Source organism: Rhizobium sp. 11_C7_N12_5, from assembly GCF_051811145.1.
Lineage (GTDB): Bacteria > Pseudomonadota > Alphaproteobacteria > Rhizobiales > Rhizobiaceae > Rhizobium > Rhizobium lusitanum.
In genome coordinates this window covers 1,360,277-1,381,777 of record NZ_JBPWPY010000002.1, presented here as the reverse complement: position 1 = coordinate 1,381,777, position 21,501 = coordinate 1,360,277, and the positions used below count along the sequence as shown (strand labels likewise).

The window sequence follows — 21,501 nt, the reverse complement described above, 5'->3', positions numbered from 1 at the left end:
TTTGTGTCGCGCCAGTTAGCTGATTCAAGGTGGCATGAGCCGATATGACCTTACCGACTTCGAATGGCGAACGATAGAGCCGATCCTGCCCAATAAACCAAGAGGTGTGCCCCGCGTTGATGACCGCAGGGTCTTAAATGGCATCTTCTGGGTTCTGCGATCCGGAGCACCTTGGCGAGATGTCCCTGAACGATATGGACCATATACGACTTGCTGTAATCGGTTCAGGCGCGGGACGATAGCTGGCGTCTGGGATCGTATAATGGAAGCGGTTACCAGTACACAAACTGGCGGCGTTCTGATGATAGACGGCACCTCGGTGAGGGTGCATCACTCTGCCGCAACGTTGAAAGCAAGTCATCCAGATCGTTGCGTTGGGCGCAGTCGTGGAGGTCTAACAACGAAAATCCATGCCTTGATTGACGGACTTGGGCTGCCAATCAAAGTCGTTATCACGCCCGGTCAGGTACACGACCTTACAGCAGCAACCGAAATGCTCGATGGCGTTCGCGATGGTGACACACTGTTGGCTGATAAAGCTTACGACGCAAATTGGCTACGCGGAATGATGAGAGCGCGAGGCTCGTGGGCGAGCATCCCGCCGAAATCGAACCGGAAACGCCCAACCGTCTTCAGTCCGTGGCTGTATAGAAAGCGCAATCTTATTGAGCGGTTTTTCAACAAACTCAAATGCTCTCGACGCATAGCGACGCGCTACGAGAAGCTAGAGCGCGTCCATTTTACTCGGGGTCATAACCGCATGCCTTGAAGTAGTTAGCGCATTCTTGGGGTTTGAAGAGCGTGACGATCTGGCCGACGGTGTGCCAGAGTGCTTCGACGGTGCGTTCTGCTCTGGCTCGCAAAAGTGCCTTGAGCTTGGAGAAGGCCTTTTCGATGGGATTGAAGTCAGGGCTATAGGGTGGGAGGTAGAGTAGCCGGCAGCCGGCACCTTCAATAGCCTGCCGCACGCCGTCTGCTTTATGCGCAGGCAGGTTGTCCATGACGACAATGTCGCCGCGCGTCAATGTTGGAAGGAGAACCTGTTCGACATAGGCCCGGAACGCAGTCCCGTTCATCGCACCATCGAGGACCATAGGCGCAGTCATACCCGAGAGCCTGAGCGCACCGGTGAAGGTCGTGGTCTTCCAGTGCCCATGTGGGATCGCGGCTCGGCAACGTTCGCCGCAAAGCGATCGGCCGCGCAGCCGGGACATTTTGGTGCTCAAGCCGGTCTCATCGATGAAGACAAGCCGTGCGGGATCGAGATCGAGTTGACCGTCGAACCAGTCGCGACGGCGCTTTAATAGGTCGGGACCTTCCTGCTCCAATGCATGTGCGGTCTTTTTTTGAAAGTCCAGCCGCGCTTGCGCAGCCAGACATCGAGGGCACTGCGACCAATGGAGACGTTCTTCTCTTCAGTCAGACGCAGGACCATCTCATTGAGCGTAATGTCTTTTTCCTTCTCGATCATGCCGATGATAAAATCCTCATGGGTATCCAGACGAGAGCCTCCGCGCCGTCCTTGTTTGGCCGGCGCCAATTGACCCTGCCTCGCGCTGGCGATCCACGCGATGGCCGTTGAAATGCCGATCCCGAACCGAGCCGCCGCCGATCGTGCCGACATGCCGTCACGGGACGCAGCAAGAACGCGGCTGCGAAGATCATCACTGAACGCGCGGGTCATATTGCCTCCGACCAAATCACCAGTCGGGCCATGGAATCAGAAATCGACCAACAAAGGAATCCTCATTCCGATTCCGCGTTCAACGGATGCGCTCTAGGTTCAACTTTCCTGGCGATGACAAAACTCGCATGCATTCGCGTTGTCCTTCGACATTATGAGGCCGCGACTTAGATGAGGCCTGGATTGTTGAAATTGACTGCAGCGATCACTATGGGGCAGCTGACCTTAATACCCCCCCGGCTGCGGATGGGTCGCGAGCCTCAGGTCTCGTAGGCCGCGATTGCCGTCGCGGTTGCCGGTTGCGGCGACCGCGGTGAAGATGCGCTCAGCGTCGTCATACATTTTGAGATTGAGATAGCAGTATCCGCGCAGCACCATCAGGTCCACACGCTCCTGCTGAAGCTGCGAGCGCTGGTCGAGATAGAGGAGGGCCTCATGGTACCGCTTGCCCGAAAAGGCCGAGAGCGCGCGATCCGAGAGAATGGCCACTTGTAATTCAGCGGCGCGCTGGTGGTTCATGGGGGCTTTGGTCGCCGCGACGGCGGCGTTGTTGGCAAGCCCGGCTCGCAGATAGGCGAGGCTTTGCCCATAGGCGGCCTCCTCGCGCGACTTTGGATCGGTGTTGTTCAACGCGACGCCAAAGGCTTCCACGGCTTCCATCGGTCGATTGAGGTTCATCAGGCACCAGCCGCGCGATAGCGCGTTTGCCGGTGCCAGCAGTTCGGCACTGATCGTGGTTGTACAGCCGGCCGGACTGCGTGCGCCGCGTACGACCGTCCTGGTGCGGCCTTCCGCTTGATTGTATTCGACTGGTGGCGCGCGGCGAACGGGCGCTGCGGGCTCCGCGGCGGCCTGCGAGTTGACGGGTGGTTGCGTGATGGGGGCCAGAGGCGTTGCTTGGGGAGCCGCCAGAGGCGCGCTTTGGAGCGATCCCTGCGGCGCGATCTGCGGTGTTACCTGGACTGTCTGGTTCGGAGAGGGCAGGGGTGCCGAGGTCGGCGTGCGCGTCGCCGGCTCGCCGAGAACGGCGATACGCTGCGAACGGCCTGCCCAGAGCCGCTGGACTTCGGCGACACCTTGCCGGTCGTTCAGCTGATTGCGGGTGATGGCCAGTCCATAAGCGGATGGTTCGTCGTCCGGCTTCCAGCGAAGCGCCGTCTCGAACCAACGCGCCGCCGCCTGCGGCTGGTTCAGCGAACGAGCATACCATCCGAATTGTTGGGCCGTCGGAACGTATTTCTGCTTCACTACTTCGCCGGCCATTCGTCCAAGGACGTCCTCGCTGAGATTGGCGGGCGGCTGCAAGGCCATCAGATTGGCGGTGGCGGCAAGATAGGTTGCCATCGCGTCCTTGGATTCGTTGCGCCATTTGTACATCGCCTCTTCGGCCTCTTGCGGCTTGTGGTCGGCGATCAGCACCAATGCCAGGCCCTGCGAGATTGCTGCGGAATCTTCCTTGGCGTGCGCGGCCTCGAACCACTGCTCCGCGTCGCTGTAATTGCTGCGGCGCAGGTAATACCAGCCGAGAAGCGAATCATCGGACGCTAGCCCTTGGCTGCGGGCGACGCGTTCGACCTGCGAGAGATAGTCCTGAGAGACGGTCAGTTTCGGATCGTCATTGCCCTGCGCCACGAAACGGCGTGCAAGGTCGGTCCTTAGGCTGTCGAATTCCCGCCCGCCATTGCCGTCGGGTTTCTCGAGGGCCAGCAGGTCCTGCATGGGCTGATAAGACAGCAGTGCCGCGGCTTTCTGGATAGTCGCAAGCCTTTCCTGCGGATTGGTGCAGCTCTTCAGCATATAGGTATAGGCGTCCTGCCCGCGCTTGACCCGATCCGTGCGGATAAAGGCTTCCGCCACCCGCCACAGAATGTCTATGTCGCTGCAGGTGAGCAGGCTCTGCGTGTTGGCGGCGATGTCGATGACAGTCGCATATTGCTTGAGATCGGAGGCGTTGACGAGGCGCGCGCGCGCTTCGGCGACGTCGAGGCGTTCCAGCAGATCGGCGGGCGGCTGCCATCCGGCTTCTGCGGTCTGACGGTCGGCGATCGCCTTGCGCAGCTCAGCATAGCGGCCCTCAGAATAGAGCTGCCACATGGCTTCCAGCTGCTTGTCGCTGTTTTGAGGAACGGCAAGCGGATCGGCCGGCGGTGTCCAATTCGGGTAAAGCGTTTGCAATCTGGAGATTTCGGCCTGCAGCCGCGCCTTGTCGCCGCGGCTGGCGAAATAGCGCAACGCGCTTTCGTCCACCTTCGGCGGGCTAGCCGGTTGAGCCTGGCCCGACTGCTGCTGTGCCGGTTGTTGCTGAGCAGCTTGGGGTGCCGTCGACTGCGGTGCGGCCTGTGCCAATGCGTCAGGCGCCGGCGCATTCGCTTGCGGATTGCTCGGCGCGTCGGACAGGACGGCGGATGGTGCCGTCGCCTGAATGCGGTCGGCGACCGCGCGTAAATCGACTGTTTGTTCCGTAGCGCCGCCCGGCTTGATATCGGCGGCAAGCAGAGTCTGCGGCTCCAGGCGGCTCGATTTGGCCAGCTTGAACTTGTCTTCAGGCGAGACATGATCCTTCGTCGCGAGGGTGAAACCCGCCACGGCCACTGCCATAAAAGCCATGATCAAAGTGGATTTTATAAGCACTCCGGATGTTTCTCCGCGACGAAAGCCAGGCCCAACAATTGCAAAGTGGACGGGTAGTAAAGGGACGGCGCGAACTGCCGAACCGAGGTGGGTAGTTTCGTTCCGTTAACCACACACGCCACAACATCGTTAACAATTCTATAACCGGGGTCGGTAAGCAGCTGTTTTGGCTTGCCCGTTGCCAGATCGATCGTGCCCGGTTCGTCCCCTTCGACGGTCATGCCTTGTCGCAGCCGTATCAGCAAAACCTTGTCGTCTATCCCGGCTCGCGCCAGGTAGAGCGGTATCCTGATGGCATTATAGCCAAACTCTGCCTCGAAGCCATCGGCAGGTTCCGGCCTTGCGCGCAGGCTCACCCAATCGGCCGGCAGTTTGCGCGGGCCGAACTGCATCGAGCGCAACAGGGCAACGCCATCATCCGTCAGTTTTTGCCATCGATCGGAGGGCGCCAGCAGCGCCATGACGGGGATAGCCTCGTAAATCCAATAGGATGGATTGATGATGGGGCCATCCTTCCGGCCCGGGGCCTTGTAGCCATCAACTCCGGGAAGGAGCAGCGTCCGGCCGCCGGAATCGATCACGACACGGGAAAGAAGCGCTTTTGCCATGGTTGCGGCGGCCTGCAGATAGTCCTTCTTGTTCCACGCCGATCCCGCAAGCGCCAGCGCGTAGGCGATCAAGAGGTCGCCGTCGGAGGCATTGTTCGTGTCCGTTATATGCGGCATGACGGCGGGATCCCATTTCCAGGCCGCTAGGCCATCGTCGCGCAACAGCAATTCGGTTTGTGTGAAGTACCAGATCTGCTCGAAATCGGCCGGGCTGTTGGCGAGATAGGCGAGCAAGAGGCCATAACCTTGCCCTTCGCTGTGGCTGACGTTGCCGTTGCCATTGTCGACGATACGGCCGCTTGCATCGAGGAATTTCGTCTTGTAGGCGATCCAGGCTTCCGGATCGATCGCAGCATGTTGAGCTGCGACCGGTTGGGCTACCGCCAGGATGACAGCGCCGCAGATTGCAAGGATGAAGCGCCAGCGTCTCATTCGCGCCTGCCGATCTTCGAGAGAATGCTTGCGGTGCTGACGCCGAGCAGCAGCGAACCGATCACGAGCAGGAAGGCGTAGGACAAGATATTGCTGGAAAGCCAATTGGCGGCGATCAGGCGATAATTGGTCAGCGACCAGGGCTGCGACATGACTAAATCGAAGCGGCTGACAGGCACCGTGTCGATCTTTCCCGTCTTGCCGGAATAGACAGTGATGCGACCGCTGATTTGCGGCCAGTCGAGTTGCGACGTCATGGCCTCCACGCCAGCCCGCAGATCTGCGGCGCTCGGTGCTGTGATCACGGTCCAGGTGGCGTCGTTGGTCGAGTTGGCTTCCTGGGCGATCAGGAACGTATTGGCATTCGACGGCGTAAACACCTGCTCCGAACTCGGCATGAAGCGTAGCGAACTGAGCGAGATATCGAAGTTGCGATGCATCCATTGCTGGAAGCGGTCGAATTGACCCTGCAGCAGACCACCGCTGATGCGGGAGCGCCAATCCGCGATCGTGACGGAGGCGTCCTGCGTGCTGGCTTGCCCTGGAGTGGGTGGGCGCCAAGCCACCTGGCTCGTCGCCGCGATATTCATTTGCGAAAGGATCGTCGACGGTAGTTGAGAGATCGAACCGATGAAGATCGCGTTGCGGCCACTGATCGTGTTCGGCGAGCTAGTCGGCTCCACGGAGACCGGGTGTCCCGCAACGATCGCCATCTGTCCGAGCAGGGTTGCGCTCGCCGACAGCGTATCGGCATCGGCCCGATCGATGAAGAGGGTGGTCGGCTCGGTGTCGCGATTATAGGGATAGCCGGTTCCCGCAAACGCCGCCAGGTTGGGGCGCTGTGCGACCCTTGCAAAATCCGGCATGCGGAACTGGCTTGTGTCGAACAGCGCAAAGCGCGGCGTCGTGCTGGACGTGGCGGCGGGCGCGCAGGCAGTATCCTCGTCGGTCATCAACATGGCCTCGAGCGTCAATGTATTCAGGCCCGGCTTGAAATGGCGCATGGTGATGCGGATGGGCAATTGCCGGAAGATGCCACCGCCGCTGGCAGTAATCGGTTTCGTCGTGGCAATGCTGCCATTGACGTAAACGTCGATATGGCTGCCGGGGCGCACGTCCTTTGCATAGGCGGCGTCCAGCAGGATGGTCGCTTCCCCATAGGCATTCGCATAGAAGTCCGAGGGGATCGCCACGTTGAAGCTGGTGTGGAAGCGACGCCCGGAGAATTCCGTCGTCTTCACGCCCAGTTGCTCGAAGGAAAGGCTGGTGCCGGAGTAGATCAGAGGGGCATCCGGCGCCGTCCATCGCTGCGTAACCAGCAGATCGCGACGGGTGCCAGGGTCCCTGTCGGTCGGTGAAACGACCATATCGATCGCGGCAGAGATCGCCTGCCAGGATGGGCCGCTGATGAGCAGAAGCTGCTGGCCGCTGCGCGGATCGGTCGCGAATGTCGCCAGCGCGCCGCTCTGTGCCGAGGAAGGTGCGGCGAAGACCGGCTGCAGTTCTGCAGGTGTGCCGACGACAACCGTCATTTTGCCCGGTCCTGCCGGCGGTATTCCATCCGTGGCAAAGGAGAACGTCTCATTCGGCATGCCGCTGAGGAGCGACAGGCCTTGCGCAAGCCGCAGCAGCGGCTTGGTGGTACCGGGTTGAGCCAGCGCCGGCACCACGATATTGTATTGGGTCTTCCCGGCACCATCGACGCCGATCGCGCGGATTGCATCGGTGGTCGACAGTTTCTCAGCCTCGCGGCCGGTGAAGCTCAGATAGGTTTTTTCCGGATCGACATCGGACCAAAGTTCATAGGTCGATTGTATGTCGCAGTCGGTGCGATGGCGTTGTGTCGCCTCGAACGTCAGCAAATTGGCGCCCGGCTGCAAGAGCCCTCGCGGAATGTCGAAGCTGACATCCGAAACACTATCGGGCGAACCGATTTGCTGCTGGTGAACTACCCGGTCGTTGAGAAGGACGGTGAGTTGCGATGCTTCAGGAGCGACGACGACCGCGTTCTGATAGGCAAAATTGAATTTCGCCGGTGCCGCCGCCTGTTCGGGCGTCAGATAGATCGACCAGGATCTGCGATCGTTCTCGCCTTCCAGCCGAAACTTCGCGAAGGGGACGACGTAACGCCGGAACGCAGGTGTTGCCGGTGCCGCCTGTTTCACAACCGGTGCCGCCTGCGGTGTCACTTGAGCAGGGACGGCGGGCGTCGTCATATGCGGCGCGACAACCTGCGGCGTAGCTGCCGGCGGCACTATCGCTTGTGGAGCAGTCATCTGGGGAGCAATTACCAGCGGAGCCACCGCCTTGGGTGCCTCGGTCTGCGGCGTTGCCGGCTGTGGCGTGAAAATCTGCGGTGTGGCCGGCGGCTCGCCTTTCGGCCGTTCACCCGACATATCGAAGGGCGTCGTTTGCGCCTGCGCGACGGCGGCGGTGATGAGGAAGATCAGTGCTGGAAGGATGCGTCTCATCAGCCTTTCGCCTTCGCGTCCTGCCGTTGCTGCCCCTTTTCGGCCCCGACTCCCTTGAAGAGATAGAGCAAGCCCCGGCTGGTCTGGTAGAGCGATAGACCCAGGAACCACACCGTTCCGCGGATGATGCCAGGGTTGCGGCGGCGTGCCTGCTGAAATTTCGTCCACTGATCGGAGTTGGCAAAGACGAGATCGGCGATCAGCCGGTGATCGGCTGCACCTTTCGGGACATATTGGCACCCGATAGTCGTGATATCTCCCATCTGCTCGATATTGCGGATGATGACCGACAGCGTCACCATCTCGGTGCCGCTATAGGGCTGGAAGCGGACGATGGCTTCGGAACCGATCTTCACCAGGCCCATGTCCTTGTTGAAGACGTTCAATCTGGCGCCGTGAACGGACACATCCTCGATAGAGGCGGAATTCCATTTGTCGCCGACGCCGAATTCGCTGCGGCGATCGACCCTGACGCGCCGCGAGGAGGCGCGCTCTCCGCGCTCGGAGACGACACCCAGCGCGCAACCGGAGAGGATCAGGTTGATTACGTTCCAGCCGCCGACGACGAGCGTGACATCAGCCTTATAGGGCTCGGCATAGACGCGGTATATGGTCACCGCCAGCGCAATGACCTGTACGGCAAATATGACGAAGAATGGGCGGCTGATTTCGGAAAGACGGCTGACGGAGATCGATTCGTCCTTGGCCGTGACCTTGAAGGTCGGCTTGCGGGGGTTGAGCATGACCGAGATGACGGCGGGCAACAGATGCACCGTCTGGACATATTCGTAGAGCTCGGAAATCCACGGCCAGCGGAAGGAGCCATAGAGATAGTTCTGCATCATCAGGTTCACGAGCATATAGGCAAGCGTATAGGCAAGGAATTCGCTGCCTGAGGCCGTGAATATCTCGAGATCGAAAAACAGATAGAAAAGCGGCGCGAACAGGAAAATGACGCGCGGAAACGGGAAGAGCCAGAACAGCGTCGAGGACATGTAGCACAGGCGCTGGGGCAGGGTCAGACCACGCTTCAGCAGCGGGAAGCGGAAGCGCAGAATCTGCATCATGCCCTGCGCCCATCGGCTGCGCTGGCCGATGAAGCTCGCAAACGTTGCGGGCTGCAGCCCGGCGATCAGCGGCTTGTCGACATAGATGCTGTTCCAGCCGGCGCCATGGAGCGCAAGTGCGGTTTCACAGTCTTCGGTAATACTGATGCCGCTGAAGCCGTTTTGGGATTCCAGTGCCTTGCGGCTAAGCACGGCTGCGGAGCCGCAGAAGAAGGCTGCATTCCACTTGTCCAGACCGCGTTGAATGATGCCGTAGAACATCTCGTTCTCGCTCGGCATGCTGTCGAAGGTGCGCAGATTGCGCTCCAGCGGGTCGGGATTGATGAAGAAATGCGGAGTCTGGACGAGAAAGAGCTTCGGATCGTCCTCAAAGTAGCCGACCGTCTCGCGCAGGAAATCGCGCGCGGGCGCGTGATCGGCATCGAAGACAGCGATCAGGTCGCCATCGGAATGTTCGAGTCCATTGTTGAGGTTGCCGGCCTTGGCGTGTTCGTTGCGCTCGCGCGTCAGATATTCGACGTCGAGCTCCACACATAGCTGTTTGAGCTCGTCATGGCGAGCAATGGCAGCCTGGGATTCAAGTACCTTGGTGGAATTTCGCTTCTGTGCCGTGCCGCCGTCGTCAAGCAGCCAGACTCGGAGCTTATCGGCTGGGTAGTCCATCGCCTTGGCGGAGGCGAGCGTATTGGCGAGAAGATTGGTGTCCTCGTTGTAGGACGGCACGAAGACGTCGACGGATGGAAAATTTTGCGTCTTCAAGGCACGGGCCGTGCGCGGGGGCAGGGGTGTGGCGACGATGAAGAGGCTGAGCATCAGCATCGCCACGTTATACATTTCGGCGAGATAGAGCAGCAGCCCCGGGATGAAGTTTTCAAGCTGGTTGACGGGCGGCAGCGTGCTCGTCGTCCGCCAATACACATAGCGCAGCACGATTGCCGTGCCGAAGGCGAGCGCGACAAGCCGCCAGGTGCCCTGACGCTTGAGGATCTTGATGATCGCCATCATCGTGACGACAACGGTGCTGGCGATCAGCTGCGTTTGAAGGTTGACCGGCAACGTTATAAGCACCACCCCGCACAGCGCGATCACGGCCCATATCAAGATGCTGCTTGCTGTCTGCATCGATCTTCCTTCAAGGGTATTGCCAGGCGCCATCCTGGCGCCCCGACGTCGTCCCGCTTAACGGCGGCAAGCTTCAGATATGCCTGCATCTCCGTTACAGTCCGGTAAAGGCACGATGACGCTGCTTCCAGCGGCTGCGGGCGGATGCTGCGCCGTGGTCGCCGGTGCGCTGCCTGCAGCTCCCGTCTGCGGCGTGTCGCCCGGCCCATCGGGGAGCGGCACGCGCGGACCAATCATTGGCGGCAGCGCTGGGGCGGCCTGCGGCTGAACGACGACCGGCCGGCGCGGAACGAAGCGGCGCGCTGCCACTGGAGCGGTCTGGTAGCCTATGCTGATCGGGGGAGCGCGATAGGCGGCCGCGTCAGGATAAACCGGCTCGCCGGGCTTGCCCAAGAGGGCGTCGGCACCCCGCGGAGCTCCGAACGGGTTCAGGGCGGCGGCGTCGAAACGGCCGGCGATCGTGTAGCCGTAGACTGTGCCCAGCAGCTGGCGCTCGGTTGCGTGTGCGTCGCAAAGCCTGAGCCTAACCTGCACCATACCGAAATTGCGCTGCTCCACCGGCGGAGAAAAACCTGCCTGGATCTGCTGCCAGGCATAGAGACAGGTGTCGCCATTTCTGCTTTGGCCCGAAGCATAGCCGAACGGTCCGTAGCTGTTCTGCACGAAGGTCGCCGAGCGTGCCAGCCGTACACCGGGCACGGCCGATGCCATCTCGCGGGCTATCGCGAGGTCGCTGATCGTGTTGTACGGCCTGCTGCCGAGCCCTGGATTGGATCCCGTCAGGCCGAGAAACTGCACCTTGAGGAAATTCTGGCCGGGGACGGAAGACGACGTTGAAAGCGAAATCGTCTGCTCGACATCCTTTGCATGCCTGCGCTCGACCACATTCACGATCGCCGGACCACCGGGCGGCGGAAAAGCCAGCGCCTTGTCATTGTCAACCGTTTCGACACCGATCGACTGCCTAATGTGACCCGTTGTAGTGCATCCTGCCGTCAAGCCGGCTAACGTCATCAGCGCTATCGTTTTAAGAAGGTGCATCTTGTCGGGTCACGGCAAAGTGTTTCTGTGTTATATTATCCGCTAAATTGCGCGGTGGAGCTGGGAATCAAGTCCTTTTGATAGCACGAATAAGCGGGATTATGGTTAACCGCCGGTTAATAGAGATTTTTTGATTGTGATGAGTAAGGTCAGCTACTCCGATTGACAATTCAGCCTCAATGTCGTCGCATAGTCGAGTTTGCGTCTGCTGAATGAGCCGAAATTTTGTATCGTAATCCAAGTGTGCGATGTGCCTCCCGCACTGACCACCATTCGTTTAAAGCCGGATCGTGGAATAGCGCTTTGGTGCTTTTTCAATTTACGATGACGATCGCTGGTTCGTTGAACCCCTAGGAGTCGTCTTTCAATGGCTCATTCTGAAGAGTTCAGATCACCTACGCTCGAGCTTTCCAACTTCTTTGAATCGATGTGGGCTTTCCTCTTCGAAAGGTGTTCTGGCCCACGGCTACTAAACCACGGTAGGAAGCTTGATGCACGGCAGTCGGGCTCAAACTGAGAGAGCTCAGATTCTCTGATATCAAAGGTCTTGACGCTTCTGGTTCAAACCTTGTATCAAGCCACATAATCTTCAATTCGGGTGCTTGTGACACTTAAGTATATATAAATAATAGCTTAAGGCTGTGAAAATACAGAAGTTTTTATCAAATTTATAGCGGGTTACGTCATAACCATGACCGACGTTGTGATGGTATTGGGGATGCATCGTAGTGGCACCAGTTCTGTAGCCGGTGTGCTGACGAAACTTGGTTGTGCGGCGCCAAAACACCTGATGCCGGCAAATTCCGGAAATGCACTCGGCTATTTCGAATCTACATCATTTATGATGTTTCATGACGAACTTCTTCTCTCCGCCGGGTCGGTATGGAGTGATTGGCGTCCATTCAATCCTTCATGGTTTCTATCCCCAGAAGCTGTTAATTTCAGGCAACGTGCGAAAGAGTTGTTTGCTGATGAATTTGGCGACCAACCCCTTCCAATACTAAAAGATCCTCGTGTTTGTCGATTTGCACCATTTTGGTTTGACGTATTAAAGGATATCTCCAAGACGCCGCGCGTTGTCATTCCTATCCGTCATCCATTTGAAGTTGCGCAATCTGTGCAGGCGGTTCACGGTTTGCCTTTGTCTCAAGGGTTGCTTCTTTGGCTGCGGCACGTTCTCGATGCGGAATATGGTACGCGCTCTGTGCAACGATCGATTTTCACGTGGACAGAGTTTCGTCAAGACTGGCGGCTGGTTTGCCAGCGGATCGCCTCGGAGACAAGCCTTGTCTGGCCGCGCCTGTCAGACCATGTCGCACATGAGATTGATATCTTCCTCTCGGCAGAACTTGTGCACTATGAATCGCAAGTCAAGACGACAGAATGGACGTCACGTGCATACAGCGCGCTTGTTGAGCTCACTCGCAATCGTTTTTCAGCTTCGGCGCAGGCGGAACTCGATGACGTTCGTTTTTCCCTAGACCAAGCGAGTAGTGCTTTTGAGTGTCTATTGATCGACAATGAGATTGATCTCGAAGCGGCTCGCGAGGTGTCGCGTAATGCTAGGGAGACTCAAGCGAGAGAGCTTGATACGCATCGCCGAGAATTGGAGGTTCAGACTACCCGCAACGCTAATTTGGAAATGGCGCTCGCAGAGGCGATACGTGAGAAGGAACAGCTTGCCGAAATCCTGTCTACTGTCAAAGCAGATCGCGATGCTCTGAGCGATTGCAAGTTCAATCTTGAGACGGCTCTTGTCGAGGCACAAGGCAATCATGACGAGCTCGCTGAAGCGCTCCTTACTATGTCAAAAGAACGCGACAGCGTATTGAGGACGCATGAAGGCATAAAAATTGAGCGTGACGTGCTCGCAGAAAGATTAGAACAGGCAGAAGGCGCAAAATGCGCCCTATCGTCGAGTTTGGAACAAATGTCAAAGGAGTTGGAACAAGTTTGGTTTCAGTCATCGCAAACCATGGCAACTCTAGAAGCAACCCGAACGGAAGAGCTTGCCAGAGCACACCGCAACCACACTGATGTCCTGGCGGAGATCGAAGAGACTCACAGAAATTATGTCAGGAAAATTCGCGTTGATCTGATTAATGCTGAGGCAGCGTTCTACTCCGCCAAACTCGAAGCAGAACGTCCAATTATCGAGCGGCTGATACCAATCACTCTGCGCCGCCGCAAGTTTGCCAAGTTGCTTTTGAGCAGTGGGCTTTTCGATGTTGATTACTACTGCTTACACTATCCGGACCATGTAATTCGAGTTGCAGAACGCCCGGCTGAGGCGGCTCTTACTGCTGCCCTTCACTATATTGAATGTGGCTTTTGCCACGGATTTCAACCAAATGTGGTATTCGATAGCAACTGGTATCTCGAACATTACGAAGACGTGCGTCAAGCAGGATTGAACCCACTTTGGCATTATTTTCGTTATGGCTGGCGTGAAGGTCGCGATCCTGGCCCCAGCTTCAGTACAAATTGCTATTTGAGGGACAACCTTGACGTGAAGGATTCAGGGGCAAATCCGGTGTTTCACTATATTCATTTTGGGCGCTACGAGGGGCGGCAGCTTATCTCGAGAGATTGTGCTCTAGCAGAAATGGCACGATAGATACACAAAAACTCTCAGAACATCACCTGACGGCAGTGAGTGTCTCGTAGGCATTCAAGGCTTTAATCAACTGTATGACCTCTATTGACAAGCCTCATTGATGTCGAGATGTAGCAAGATGGGCTCGTCGTTGTGCATGAAGGCTAACTATAATCAAGGCAGCTTTCCTCTTCCCCAAGGGGCAACGTTGACTTCCCATTCCCGCGCCAAATCCGCCGCCCAAGTCTGTGGTTCTTCCCCCCACTCGGCAAATAAAAATTCGAAGAATTCAATTTCCGGGAACTTCTGATACCGATTATCGCGAATCCTCAGATTCCCAAGTGGCCCGGTTCATCTTGTACGGGCGACGTGGCGGCGGCTGAATCCTCATCAGCAACCATAGCCAAATGTGTCAATTCAGTCTTTACATCACTTTACGGAACGCAATCTGAATAGCCCTGTTCAAGGCGGCCGGAAGAACAGACATATGGTTCTCGCCGGGATATTCCTCGAATATGGCAGTCCCTGCGAACGACGCCGATGTTGTCCATCGCTGCGCCATGTCACGGGCGAGTTCGATCGTGCGAGTTTCCTTGGCGCGCTCCTGCCTTTTGTGCTCATCGGGCGTGCCCTTGTGGAAAGGCGCGAGCTTCTCGCCTTCATATTCGCCGGACGAAAGGTGCAGCTCGATATCGAGGGGAGCCTCAAGATTGTCCAGGAGCGCTCTTTCAGTCGCAAGGATCGCTGCATCTTCCCAGAAGATCGCCGGGCTCGCCGCAATCAAGCGGCTGAAGGCGTCTGGCTTCGAAAACAACGCATAAAGGGCGAACAAGCCGCCGAACGAGTGGCCGAAAAGCGCCTGGCGTGACCGATCGACCGGAACCTGCTTTTCTACCCAGGGCTTCAGTTCGTTTTCGATCAGCTTGAGGAAGCGTTCTCCTCCACCTGTCCTGACATCCGGCGCGCCAGGGAAAAATGGCGGATAGGTCCGCCCAGGTGGCGGGCTCAAATCCCAGGAGCGCCTCAGCGGATCGTAGGGTTCGTCCGATGGATAGCCGATAGCGACGATAACGCCTTCACAGATATTGGTACCGTTCGGATAGGCGGCCTGCACTTTGAGCGCGTCGACGGCGGTTGCAAAGCAGGCATTCCCGTCCGTCAGATAAAGAATCGGCCACCCTTCGGGCGGGGGCGATTTATCGGGTCGATAGAGAAAGATCCTGTGCGGCTGATCGGCGTTTTCGAAGGTGATATCGGCAAATGTTGCGCCCGCAAGTGTAACAGGCGTCAGCGGAACCGCTGCATTGAGTGATAACGGGTGAGGCATGGTCTCTCTGGGCGATCGCAAGGGCGGGCGCGGCGCAAAAGAGGCTGCCGCTTCAAAAAGATGACAAGATACCTCATATTATTAGAATCGAAATTTGCCAAGCAGATCAGGAGCTTCAACCTCGCAATTTTTGCGGTGTCCCTCCCTTGGAGGCAACTTTGGTGCGTCAAAGATCCGATATCGACAAAAAAGATGACTATTAAAGTCATGTATTCTTGACGACAGCAGCGCCTGCAATCTAATTTGCGCCATCTTTTACAGGAAAGGGCAGGCGAAAAGGGAACATGGGACAGATATTCTATAATAATATCAATTATTTGGGAAGAAATTCATTTCGATTGGGGCGCGCTGCCACTGCACTGGTCACCTTGTTTGCGCTGAGCGGCAATGCCTTTGCGCAGGATTCTACAGCCAGTGAGAATGCGGGCGGCGCGACACAGCTCGCTCCGATCGTCGTCAGCGGCCAGTCGAGCGGCACAAGTGACGATAAGACAGTCGCTGCCAAGAAAAGCCGCGGTGCCACGAAGATCGATACGCCGCTGGTTGAGACGCCACGCGCCGTTTCGGTGGTCACCAAGAAGGAGATCGAGGAGCGGGGTGCGCAGAGCATCATCGAGGCGGTGCGCTATTCCGCCGGCGTCCAGACCGGTATGAACGGCTTCGATCCCCGCTTCGATCAGATCTTCATCCGCGGCAACAACATCACGACGACGGGCGATTTCCGCGACGGCCTGCGGCAACCCTACATGAATTATGGAATGTTCCGCACCGATCCCTATGCGCTGGATCGGGTCGAGGTGATCAAGGGGCCTGTGTCCGTGCTTTATGGTGCGGGCTCGCCGGGCGGCATCGTCAACAAGATCTCGAAACTGCCGACGGAAGAGACGATCAGGGAAGTCGGGGTCGTCTACGGAACATCAGATCGCGCCCAGACCATGTTCGATTTCGGCGGCCCGGTCACCCAGGATGACGATACGATGTTGTACCGGATCGTTGGCCTGGCGCGAAAAGGTGACACCAATTTCGATATTGCCGACGATCGCTATCTGATACAGCCGTCCTTTACCTGGAAGCCGGACGATTCCACTAAATTTACGGTCTATGGCTCGGCGCAGGCGGACGAGACGGATGCCAATGTCGGCGCCATGGTCGGTCCCGACGGCAATATTCTCAATTTGCGCGACAGCGATCCCGACTATGACTACCAGAAGACCCGCCAACAGCAGGTGGGCTACCAGTTCGAGCACGAGTTTGACGGCGGCTTCACCTTCCGCCAGAATCTTCGCTTCTCTCATATGGATCTGAGGGCTCGCTATCTCAGCACCTACAGCTGGACCGGCACCGTCGCCCATCGCGGCGCGACCGCGATCCGGGACGCGATGAACGTATTCCAGGTCGACAACCAGCTCGAATCCAAGTTCGACACAGGCCCAGCCTCGCATACCATGCTGTTCGGCCTGGACTACACCAATGTGAATTCGTCCTTCGGCTACGGCTTCGATGCGACGACCAGCGCCGCTTATGATTTCGACATCTCCAACCCGACTTACGGCGTTTCCGGCCCGACGCCGGACTATAATTACAGCCGGGTCAGCGCCAGCATGCGGCAGGTGGGAGCCTACGCTCTCGACCAGATCGAGCTGGACAAATGGCGCTTCACGCTTGGCGGACGGCAGACGTGGGTCGATCAATCCAGCGACACGACCTTTGTTTCCTCCGGGACGAGCACGTCCGAAAACATCAACAACAAGGCGTTCTCCGTCCAGGCCGGCGCACTCTATCTTTTCGACAACGGTATAGCGCCTTTCACCAGCTATTCGACCTCCTTCGATCCCGTGACCCAGCGATCGGCATCCGGCAGCATTCTGGACCCCACGAAGGGGAAGCAGTATGAGCTGGGTGTGAAGTACCAGCCGCCGGGTACCGATATTCTCTTGTCCGCTGTAGCCTATCATCTCGTCGAGACGAACAAGCCCGTCCTGGTCAATCCCCTGACGCTCGTCTATGCCTCGCTGGGTGAGGTCACCAACAAGGGCATCGAACTGGAGGCCAAGGCGACCGTTGCCGACGGCCTGGATGTGATTGCCGCCTACAGCTACAATCATTCGGAAATCACCGGTGGTGACGACGTCGGCAATTCGCCTTCGATCACACCGAAGCATATCGCCAGCCTATGGACGAATTATGCCTTCCAGGAGGATTCCGTCGCCAACGGCCTGACGGCCGGCGCCGGCATTCGCTACACCGGCGAGACCTATACCAGCACCGCCAATACCTCCAAGAACGACGCGAGCTTCTACCTGGATGCAGCCCTTTCCTACGACTTCGGGGCTGTCGACAAGAAATACAAAGGCCTGACGGCATCCCTCGACGTCCGCAACATCGCCAACCGGCGCCTGACGGTCTGCGACAGCGGCTATTGCTATTTGGGTCAGGGCCGCAACATCACGGCATCGCTGAAGTATCGGTGGTAAGTGATTGGCGGGCGCTGCTTATTTGGTGTGGCGCCCGTCATCTCTCCTGTGGTGAATTTGAAGCTTGGACGCCGCGGCTTATCCGCTACCGCACTCAGTGTACTCACCGGCTTATTGAAGCGGATTGTTACGATTCCACCGGCCAAAACCTGTCACTAAGGTCTGTCAGCGACTGAATAGAATGCGCCTGCTACGCGCCGATCGCGCTCTAACGTGATGCTTTTGGGCGCTGCAAGTGTTCCAGCCTGCGTCATGAGACTGTGTCGCGAAAGACAAGGAGCGACGGAAGCGAGCCTTCATGGATCTTATGTCGTCCTGCGCCGCTTCATCAGCAGCACCAGCAACAACGGCGCACCAACGAGTGCCGAGACCAGCCCGGCCGGAATTTGATACGGAAACACAATCATCCTGCCGAACCAGTCCGCGAGCATCATGAGCCCTCCGCCGGCGAGCGCTGCTCCGGTAAGCTGCGGGGCTGCGCGTCGCAGCTCAAGCTCTCGCGCCAGATGGGGCCCCATGAGGCCGATAAAGCTCAAGGGACCGACGACGAGTGTGGCGGCGGCGGTCATGGCGGCGGCCAGCGCGAAGAGAGATGCGCGGGCAAGGTTGACGCGGATGCCGATCGCCTGTGCGGCCTGTGGTCCGAGTGGCAGTAGATCAAGCCAGCGGCGGGCGAGGAATGCCAGCGCGAGGCCTATGGCAGCGGCAATTGTGGCGGAAATTGCCTTCTCTGTATCAACGAGATAGGTCGATCCGCTCATCCATTGCATGATAGTTAGCGCGCGCGGATCGCCGCCGGCGGAAAGCACGCTGATGACGGCATCCAACATGGCACCCAGCGCGATGCCGGTCAGCAATACCCGTTCCGGTGCGAAGCCGGAACGCATGCCGAAGGCGAAGATGGCAAGCAGGACGGTGAATGCGCCGATGCCGCCGAAGCCGAGCTGAGCGGCCATGCCGGGTGCGGGCAGGATGAAGAGTGCGGCTGTGACGCCGATGGTGGCGCCGGCCGAAATGCCCAGCACTTCGGGGCTTGCCATCTCGTTGCCGCTAAGCCGCTGCAGGATTGCGCCGACGACGCCAAGCATCGCTCCGGCGGCAAAGGCGCCAATGACACGCGGCAGACGATAGGGCAGCACGTCGGTCCAGTTCAAATAGGCAAGGGTAGTCCATGTGCCATCCGGCGCGCGTCCGAAAAAGATTGCGCCGGCGAGCAGAGCGAGAAGGCCGCCGATCGTTGCAAGGAGCAGTTTTTGCGAGGTGTGTGCAGTCCGGTTCGGGCTGTGCGATAGGGCCGGCACGGTACGCTGTATCGTCTTCAGACGCGGCAGCATCAAGAGCAGCAGCGGAGCGCCGAGCAGGGCGGTAATGGCTCCCGTCGGCAGGAAGGTCGAGGAAGCGCCGGAGAGCAGCACCAATGCCTCATCTGTCAGAAGCAGCAAGCCGGCGCCGATGAGAGGGGACCAGATAAGCTGGCTCCTCATCTGCCGCGCGCCGGAAAGCTGCGCGATCCGAGGGGCAATAAGGCCGATGAAGCCGACGACGCCGACGGCGCTGGTCACGATAGCGGCCAGCACGATGGCAAGGCAGACGGCGGCAATACGGGTCCGCTTCACCGAAAGGCCGAGCCCGCTGGCACCGCCGTCGCCAAGTTCCATAAGCGATAGCGGCCGCGCCATCAGGAAAGCGGCGATGGTGAGAATCGTGATTTTCGGAAGGAGCAAGAGGGGGATGGTCCAGCTCTGCTGCGCCAGCGACCCGGCACCCCAGATGAAAAGGCCGGAGAGGTAGCGGTCGTTCATCAGAACGAGGATGGCAGCAAGCGCGCCGCTCCAGACGCTGACGATCAGTCCCGAAAGCACGAGTGCAAACGGCGAAAAGCCTCGTCTTGCACCGATCAGGAAAACGACGGCGGCTGCCGCGGCACTGCCGAACAGAGCGACCGCATCGCGGCTGAAGCCCTCAAGCGCCGGAAAGGCGAGCATGACGGCGACGAGCGCCAGGTTGGCGCCGGCGGAAATGCCGAGCGTAGAGGGTGATGCAAGCGGATTGCGTAGCACTTGCTGCAGCAGAGTGCCTGATAGTGCGAGCGCCGCGCCGGCCAGCAGCGCAGTCGCGATTCTCGGCAGCGTCGAATAAATAAGCAACAGGCGCTGCGGATCATAACCGGCGTCCTGCACCATCAGCCGCGAAAAATCCGGCGCGACCTGATGCCCGATAAGCAAGCCGGCAAGCACCAACAGCGTCACCGCCACGGCGGCGGCGCCGAGGGAATTGTTTCCATTGGTGCGGATCATGCGAGCTTTTCCAGGTGATCGAGCAGAATACGGGCGAAGCGCTCCGCCTCCTGAACCATGCCGAACATCAACGTGCCGGGCAGTACTGAGACTCGACCCGCCTTAACGAAGGGAAGGCTGGTCCACAGGGGGCTGTCTTGCAGATTGTCGAGTATATTTGGTGGAATAAGAGGTTCGAAGGCTATCAGCCGCAGGCTTTGATCGAGCGTTGCCAGTTGCTCCAGGCCGATCGTTTCGAAGCCCCAGAAATTGCCGGGTCCTGTCCAGGCGTTCCTGAGGCCGATCCTGGTCATGACGTTCTGATAGAGGCCGGTGCCGCCATAGATGCGGGCGTGGCGCTGATCGACAAAGTTGACGAGCGCCAGTGGCGGAGGCTTGAGTCTGTTCACCCGGCTGGCGCAATCGTCGAAGAACTGCTCGGACTGCGTCAGGAAATCGGTTGCCTGCTGTTGACGGCCGATGGCGGCGGCTAACAGCCGAGTGGCTTCGATGGAGCGTTGCAGGGCTTCACCGCCTTGGGCATAGATCGTCAGCTCCATGACCGGCGAAATCACTTCCAGGCGTGGCTTTAGGGGTGCGAGATAGGGTGTGGTCAGGATCAGCGCCGGTTTCAGGCTTGCCAGGATTTCGAGATTGATCTCGTTGGTGGTGCCGAGATCGACGACCCCGGCCGGCATTTTCGGCTCGACGACCCACCTGTCCCAATCGGCAAGCGAGGCGATCGCCGCGGGTGTGACGCCGAGCGCCAGCAGCGTCGAAGCAAGGCCGTAGTCGAGCGACACGATCGGTCCGGATACTGCCGCGCCGGCATGTCCCGCGCGTGGGACGGCAAGGAGAGCCGCGGCGGCAAGAAGCGCGTTGCGGCGCGATAGCCTCAAGCCGTGGAAATGATCCTCAGATGACATAGGCGAGCGGCGTTCCATGCACTGGATGAGCTGTCACGCCCATGTTCGTGCCGTAGATCGTATGCAGCGTTTCGGCCTTCATGAGGCTCGGCGCGGGGCCGGCGGCAATCAGCCGCCCTTGTTTCAGCGCATGCAGGTGATCGCAAAAATGCGAGGCGACATTGATGTCGTGCAGCACGAGGATGACGCTCAGGCCCTTCGTGCGGCAGAGCTCTCGCACCAGGCCGAGGATCTCCATCTGGTGGGCGATGTCGAGTGCCGAGGTCGGTTCGTCGAGAAGGAGGCAGCGACTGTCCTGCGCGACCAGCATGGCGATCCAGACCCGCTGGCGCTCGCCGCCCGAAAGCGTGTCCACCATCCGGCCCTTCAAAGTGTCGACATGCGTCAGCCGCATCGCGGTCTCGACTTTTTCGCGGTCGAGATCGGTGAAGCGGCCCAAGGCGCCATGCCAGGGATAGCGCCCGCAGGCGACCAGTTCCTCAACGGTCATGCCGGCGGCCGATGTGGTATCCTGCGGCAGATAGGCGACAGCACGGGCAAAGGCGCGCATGTCATAGGAAGCGGCGGAAACGCCGTCGAACAGGATCCGTCCACCCGTCGGCTGGATCTGGCGCGCCAGCAATTTGATCAGGGTCGATTTGCCGGAACCGTTATGGCCGATCAGTCCCGAGATCTCGCCGGCATTGAAGGTAAGATCCAGCGGATGGAGAATGGTCTTGCCATCGACGTCGAAGTGGAGGCCCTCCGTCGTGAAGACGGATACCGGATGCTGGCCGGCTTTGGGGATGGTTTCGTGTTTCATGGTCGTTCCTGCTAAGCAGCATGGCCTCGTGATATTTCGATCGC

General features: G+C 58.8%; 12 protein-coding genes and 1 pseudogene. 3 read left to right on the top strand and 10 right to left on the bottom strand.

Annotation, left to right across the window (positions count from 1 at the left end; genetic code table 11):
• Window positions 1-34 precede the first annotated feature (34 nt).
• A pseudogene (locus AB8B29_RS25465) lies at window positions 35-727 on the top strand (IS5 family transposase); the annotation flags it as partial.
• Window positions 728-740: 13 nt separating this feature from the next.
• Here the strand turns inward: AB8B29_RS25465 and AB8B29_RS25460 are convergent.
• From AB8B29_RS25460 to bcsN, 6 genes are all read right to left on the bottom strand, one after another.
• A protein-coding gene (locus AB8B29_RS25460) for an IS630 family transposase (protein WP_439006789.1) occupies window positions 741-1,684 on the bottom strand; the annotation gives its coding sequence in 2 pieces (ribosomal slippage) (window positions 741-1,360 and window positions 1,360-1,684; 945 coding nt in all).
• A 225-nt stretch (window positions 1,685-1,909) separates the two neighbouring features.
• A complete protein-coding gene (locus tag AB8B29_RS25455; RefSeq protein WP_439006921.1) occupies window positions 1,910-4,291 on the bottom strand; it encodes a cellulose synthase in 2,382 nt (793 codons plus the stop codon).
• Between the two features lie 14 nt (window positions 4,292-4,305).
• A complete protein-coding gene (locus tag AB8B29_RS25450; protein ID WP_037200276.1) occupies window positions 4,306-5,355 on the bottom strand; it encodes a glycosyl hydrolase family 8 in 1,050 nt (349 codons plus the stop codon).
• Complete coding sequence (locus AB8B29_RS25445; RefSeq protein ID WP_037200278.1) at window positions 5,352-7,826, bottom strand: cellulose synthase BcsB subunit; 2,475 nt, start codon at window positions 7,824-7,826, stop codon at window positions 5,352-5,354. The genes AB8B29_RS25450 and AB8B29_RS25445 overlap by 4 nt, the downstream gene beginning before the upstream one ends.
• The gene (gene bcsA / locus AB8B29_RS25440) at window positions 7,826-10,015 is read right to left on the bottom strand and encodes a UDP-forming cellulose synthase catalytic subunit (protein WP_037200279.1); all 2,190 of its coding nucleotides are present in this window, start codon (window positions 10,013-10,015) and stop codon (window positions 7,826-7,828) included. Before bcsA ends, AB8B29_RS25445 begins: the two co-directional genes overlap by 1 nt.
• Window positions 10,016-10,072: 57 nt before the next feature.
• Complete coding sequence (gene bcsN, locus AB8B29_RS25435; protein WP_037200281.1) at window positions 10,073-11,056, bottom strand: cellulose biosynthesis protein BcsN; 984 nt, start codon at window positions 11,054-11,056, stop codon at window positions 10,073-10,075.
• Window positions 11,057-11,747: 691 nt separating this feature from the next.
• Between bcsN and AB8B29_RS25430 the strand changes: the two genes are divergently transcribed.
• Window positions 11,748-13,673 (top strand): hypothetical protein, encoded by a 1,926-nt coding sequence (locus tag AB8B29_RS25430; RefSeq protein WP_156143690.1) that lies wholly within the window; start codon window positions 11,748-11,750, stop codon window positions 13,671-13,673.
• Window positions 13,674-14,076: 403 nt separating this feature from the next.
• Here AB8B29_RS25430 and AB8B29_RS25425 read toward each other — a convergent pair whose 3' ends face one another.
• Window positions 14,077-14,979, bottom strand: a complete 903-nt coding sequence (locus tag AB8B29_RS25425) for an alpha/beta hydrolase-fold protein (RefSeq protein WP_037200283.1) — start codon at window positions 14,977-14,979, stop codon at window positions 14,077-14,079.
• A 284-nt stretch (window positions 14,980-15,263) separates the two neighbouring features.
• On the opposite strand from AB8B29_RS25425, the gene AB8B29_RS25420 reads away from it, so the two are divergent.
• Window positions 15,264-17,453, top strand: a complete 2,190-nt coding sequence (locus AB8B29_RS25420) for a TonB-dependent siderophore receptor (protein ID WP_037200284.1) — start codon at window positions 15,264-15,266, stop codon at window positions 17,451-17,453.
• A gap of 305 nt (window positions 17,454-17,758) precedes the next feature.
• Here the strand turns inward: AB8B29_RS25420 and fhuB are convergent, their stop codons facing one another.
• The 3 genes from fhuB to AB8B29_RS25405 are packed head-to-tail and all read right to left on the bottom strand — an operon-like array spanning window position 17,759 to window position 21,457.
• Entirely contained in the window at window positions 17,759-19,750 is a 1,992-nt protein-coding gene (gene fhuB / locus AB8B29_RS25415; RefSeq protein ID WP_439006788.1) for a Fe(3+)-hydroxamate ABC transporter permease FhuB, read from the bottom strand.
• Complete coding sequence (locus AB8B29_RS25410; RefSeq protein ID WP_439006787.1) at window positions 19,747-20,655, bottom strand: iron-siderophore ABC transporter substrate-binding protein; 909 nt, start codon at window positions 20,653-20,655, stop codon at window positions 19,747-19,749. The genes fhuB and AB8B29_RS25410 overlap by 4 nt, the downstream gene beginning before the upstream one ends.
• Complete coding sequence (locus tag AB8B29_RS25405; RefSeq protein ID WP_037200286.1) at window positions 20,645-21,457, bottom strand: ATP-binding cassette domain-containing protein; 813 nt, start codon at window positions 21,455-21,457, stop codon at window positions 20,645-20,647. Before AB8B29_RS25405 ends, AB8B29_RS25410 begins: the two co-directional genes overlap by 11 nt.
• Window positions 21,458-21,501 lie beyond the last annotated feature (44 nt).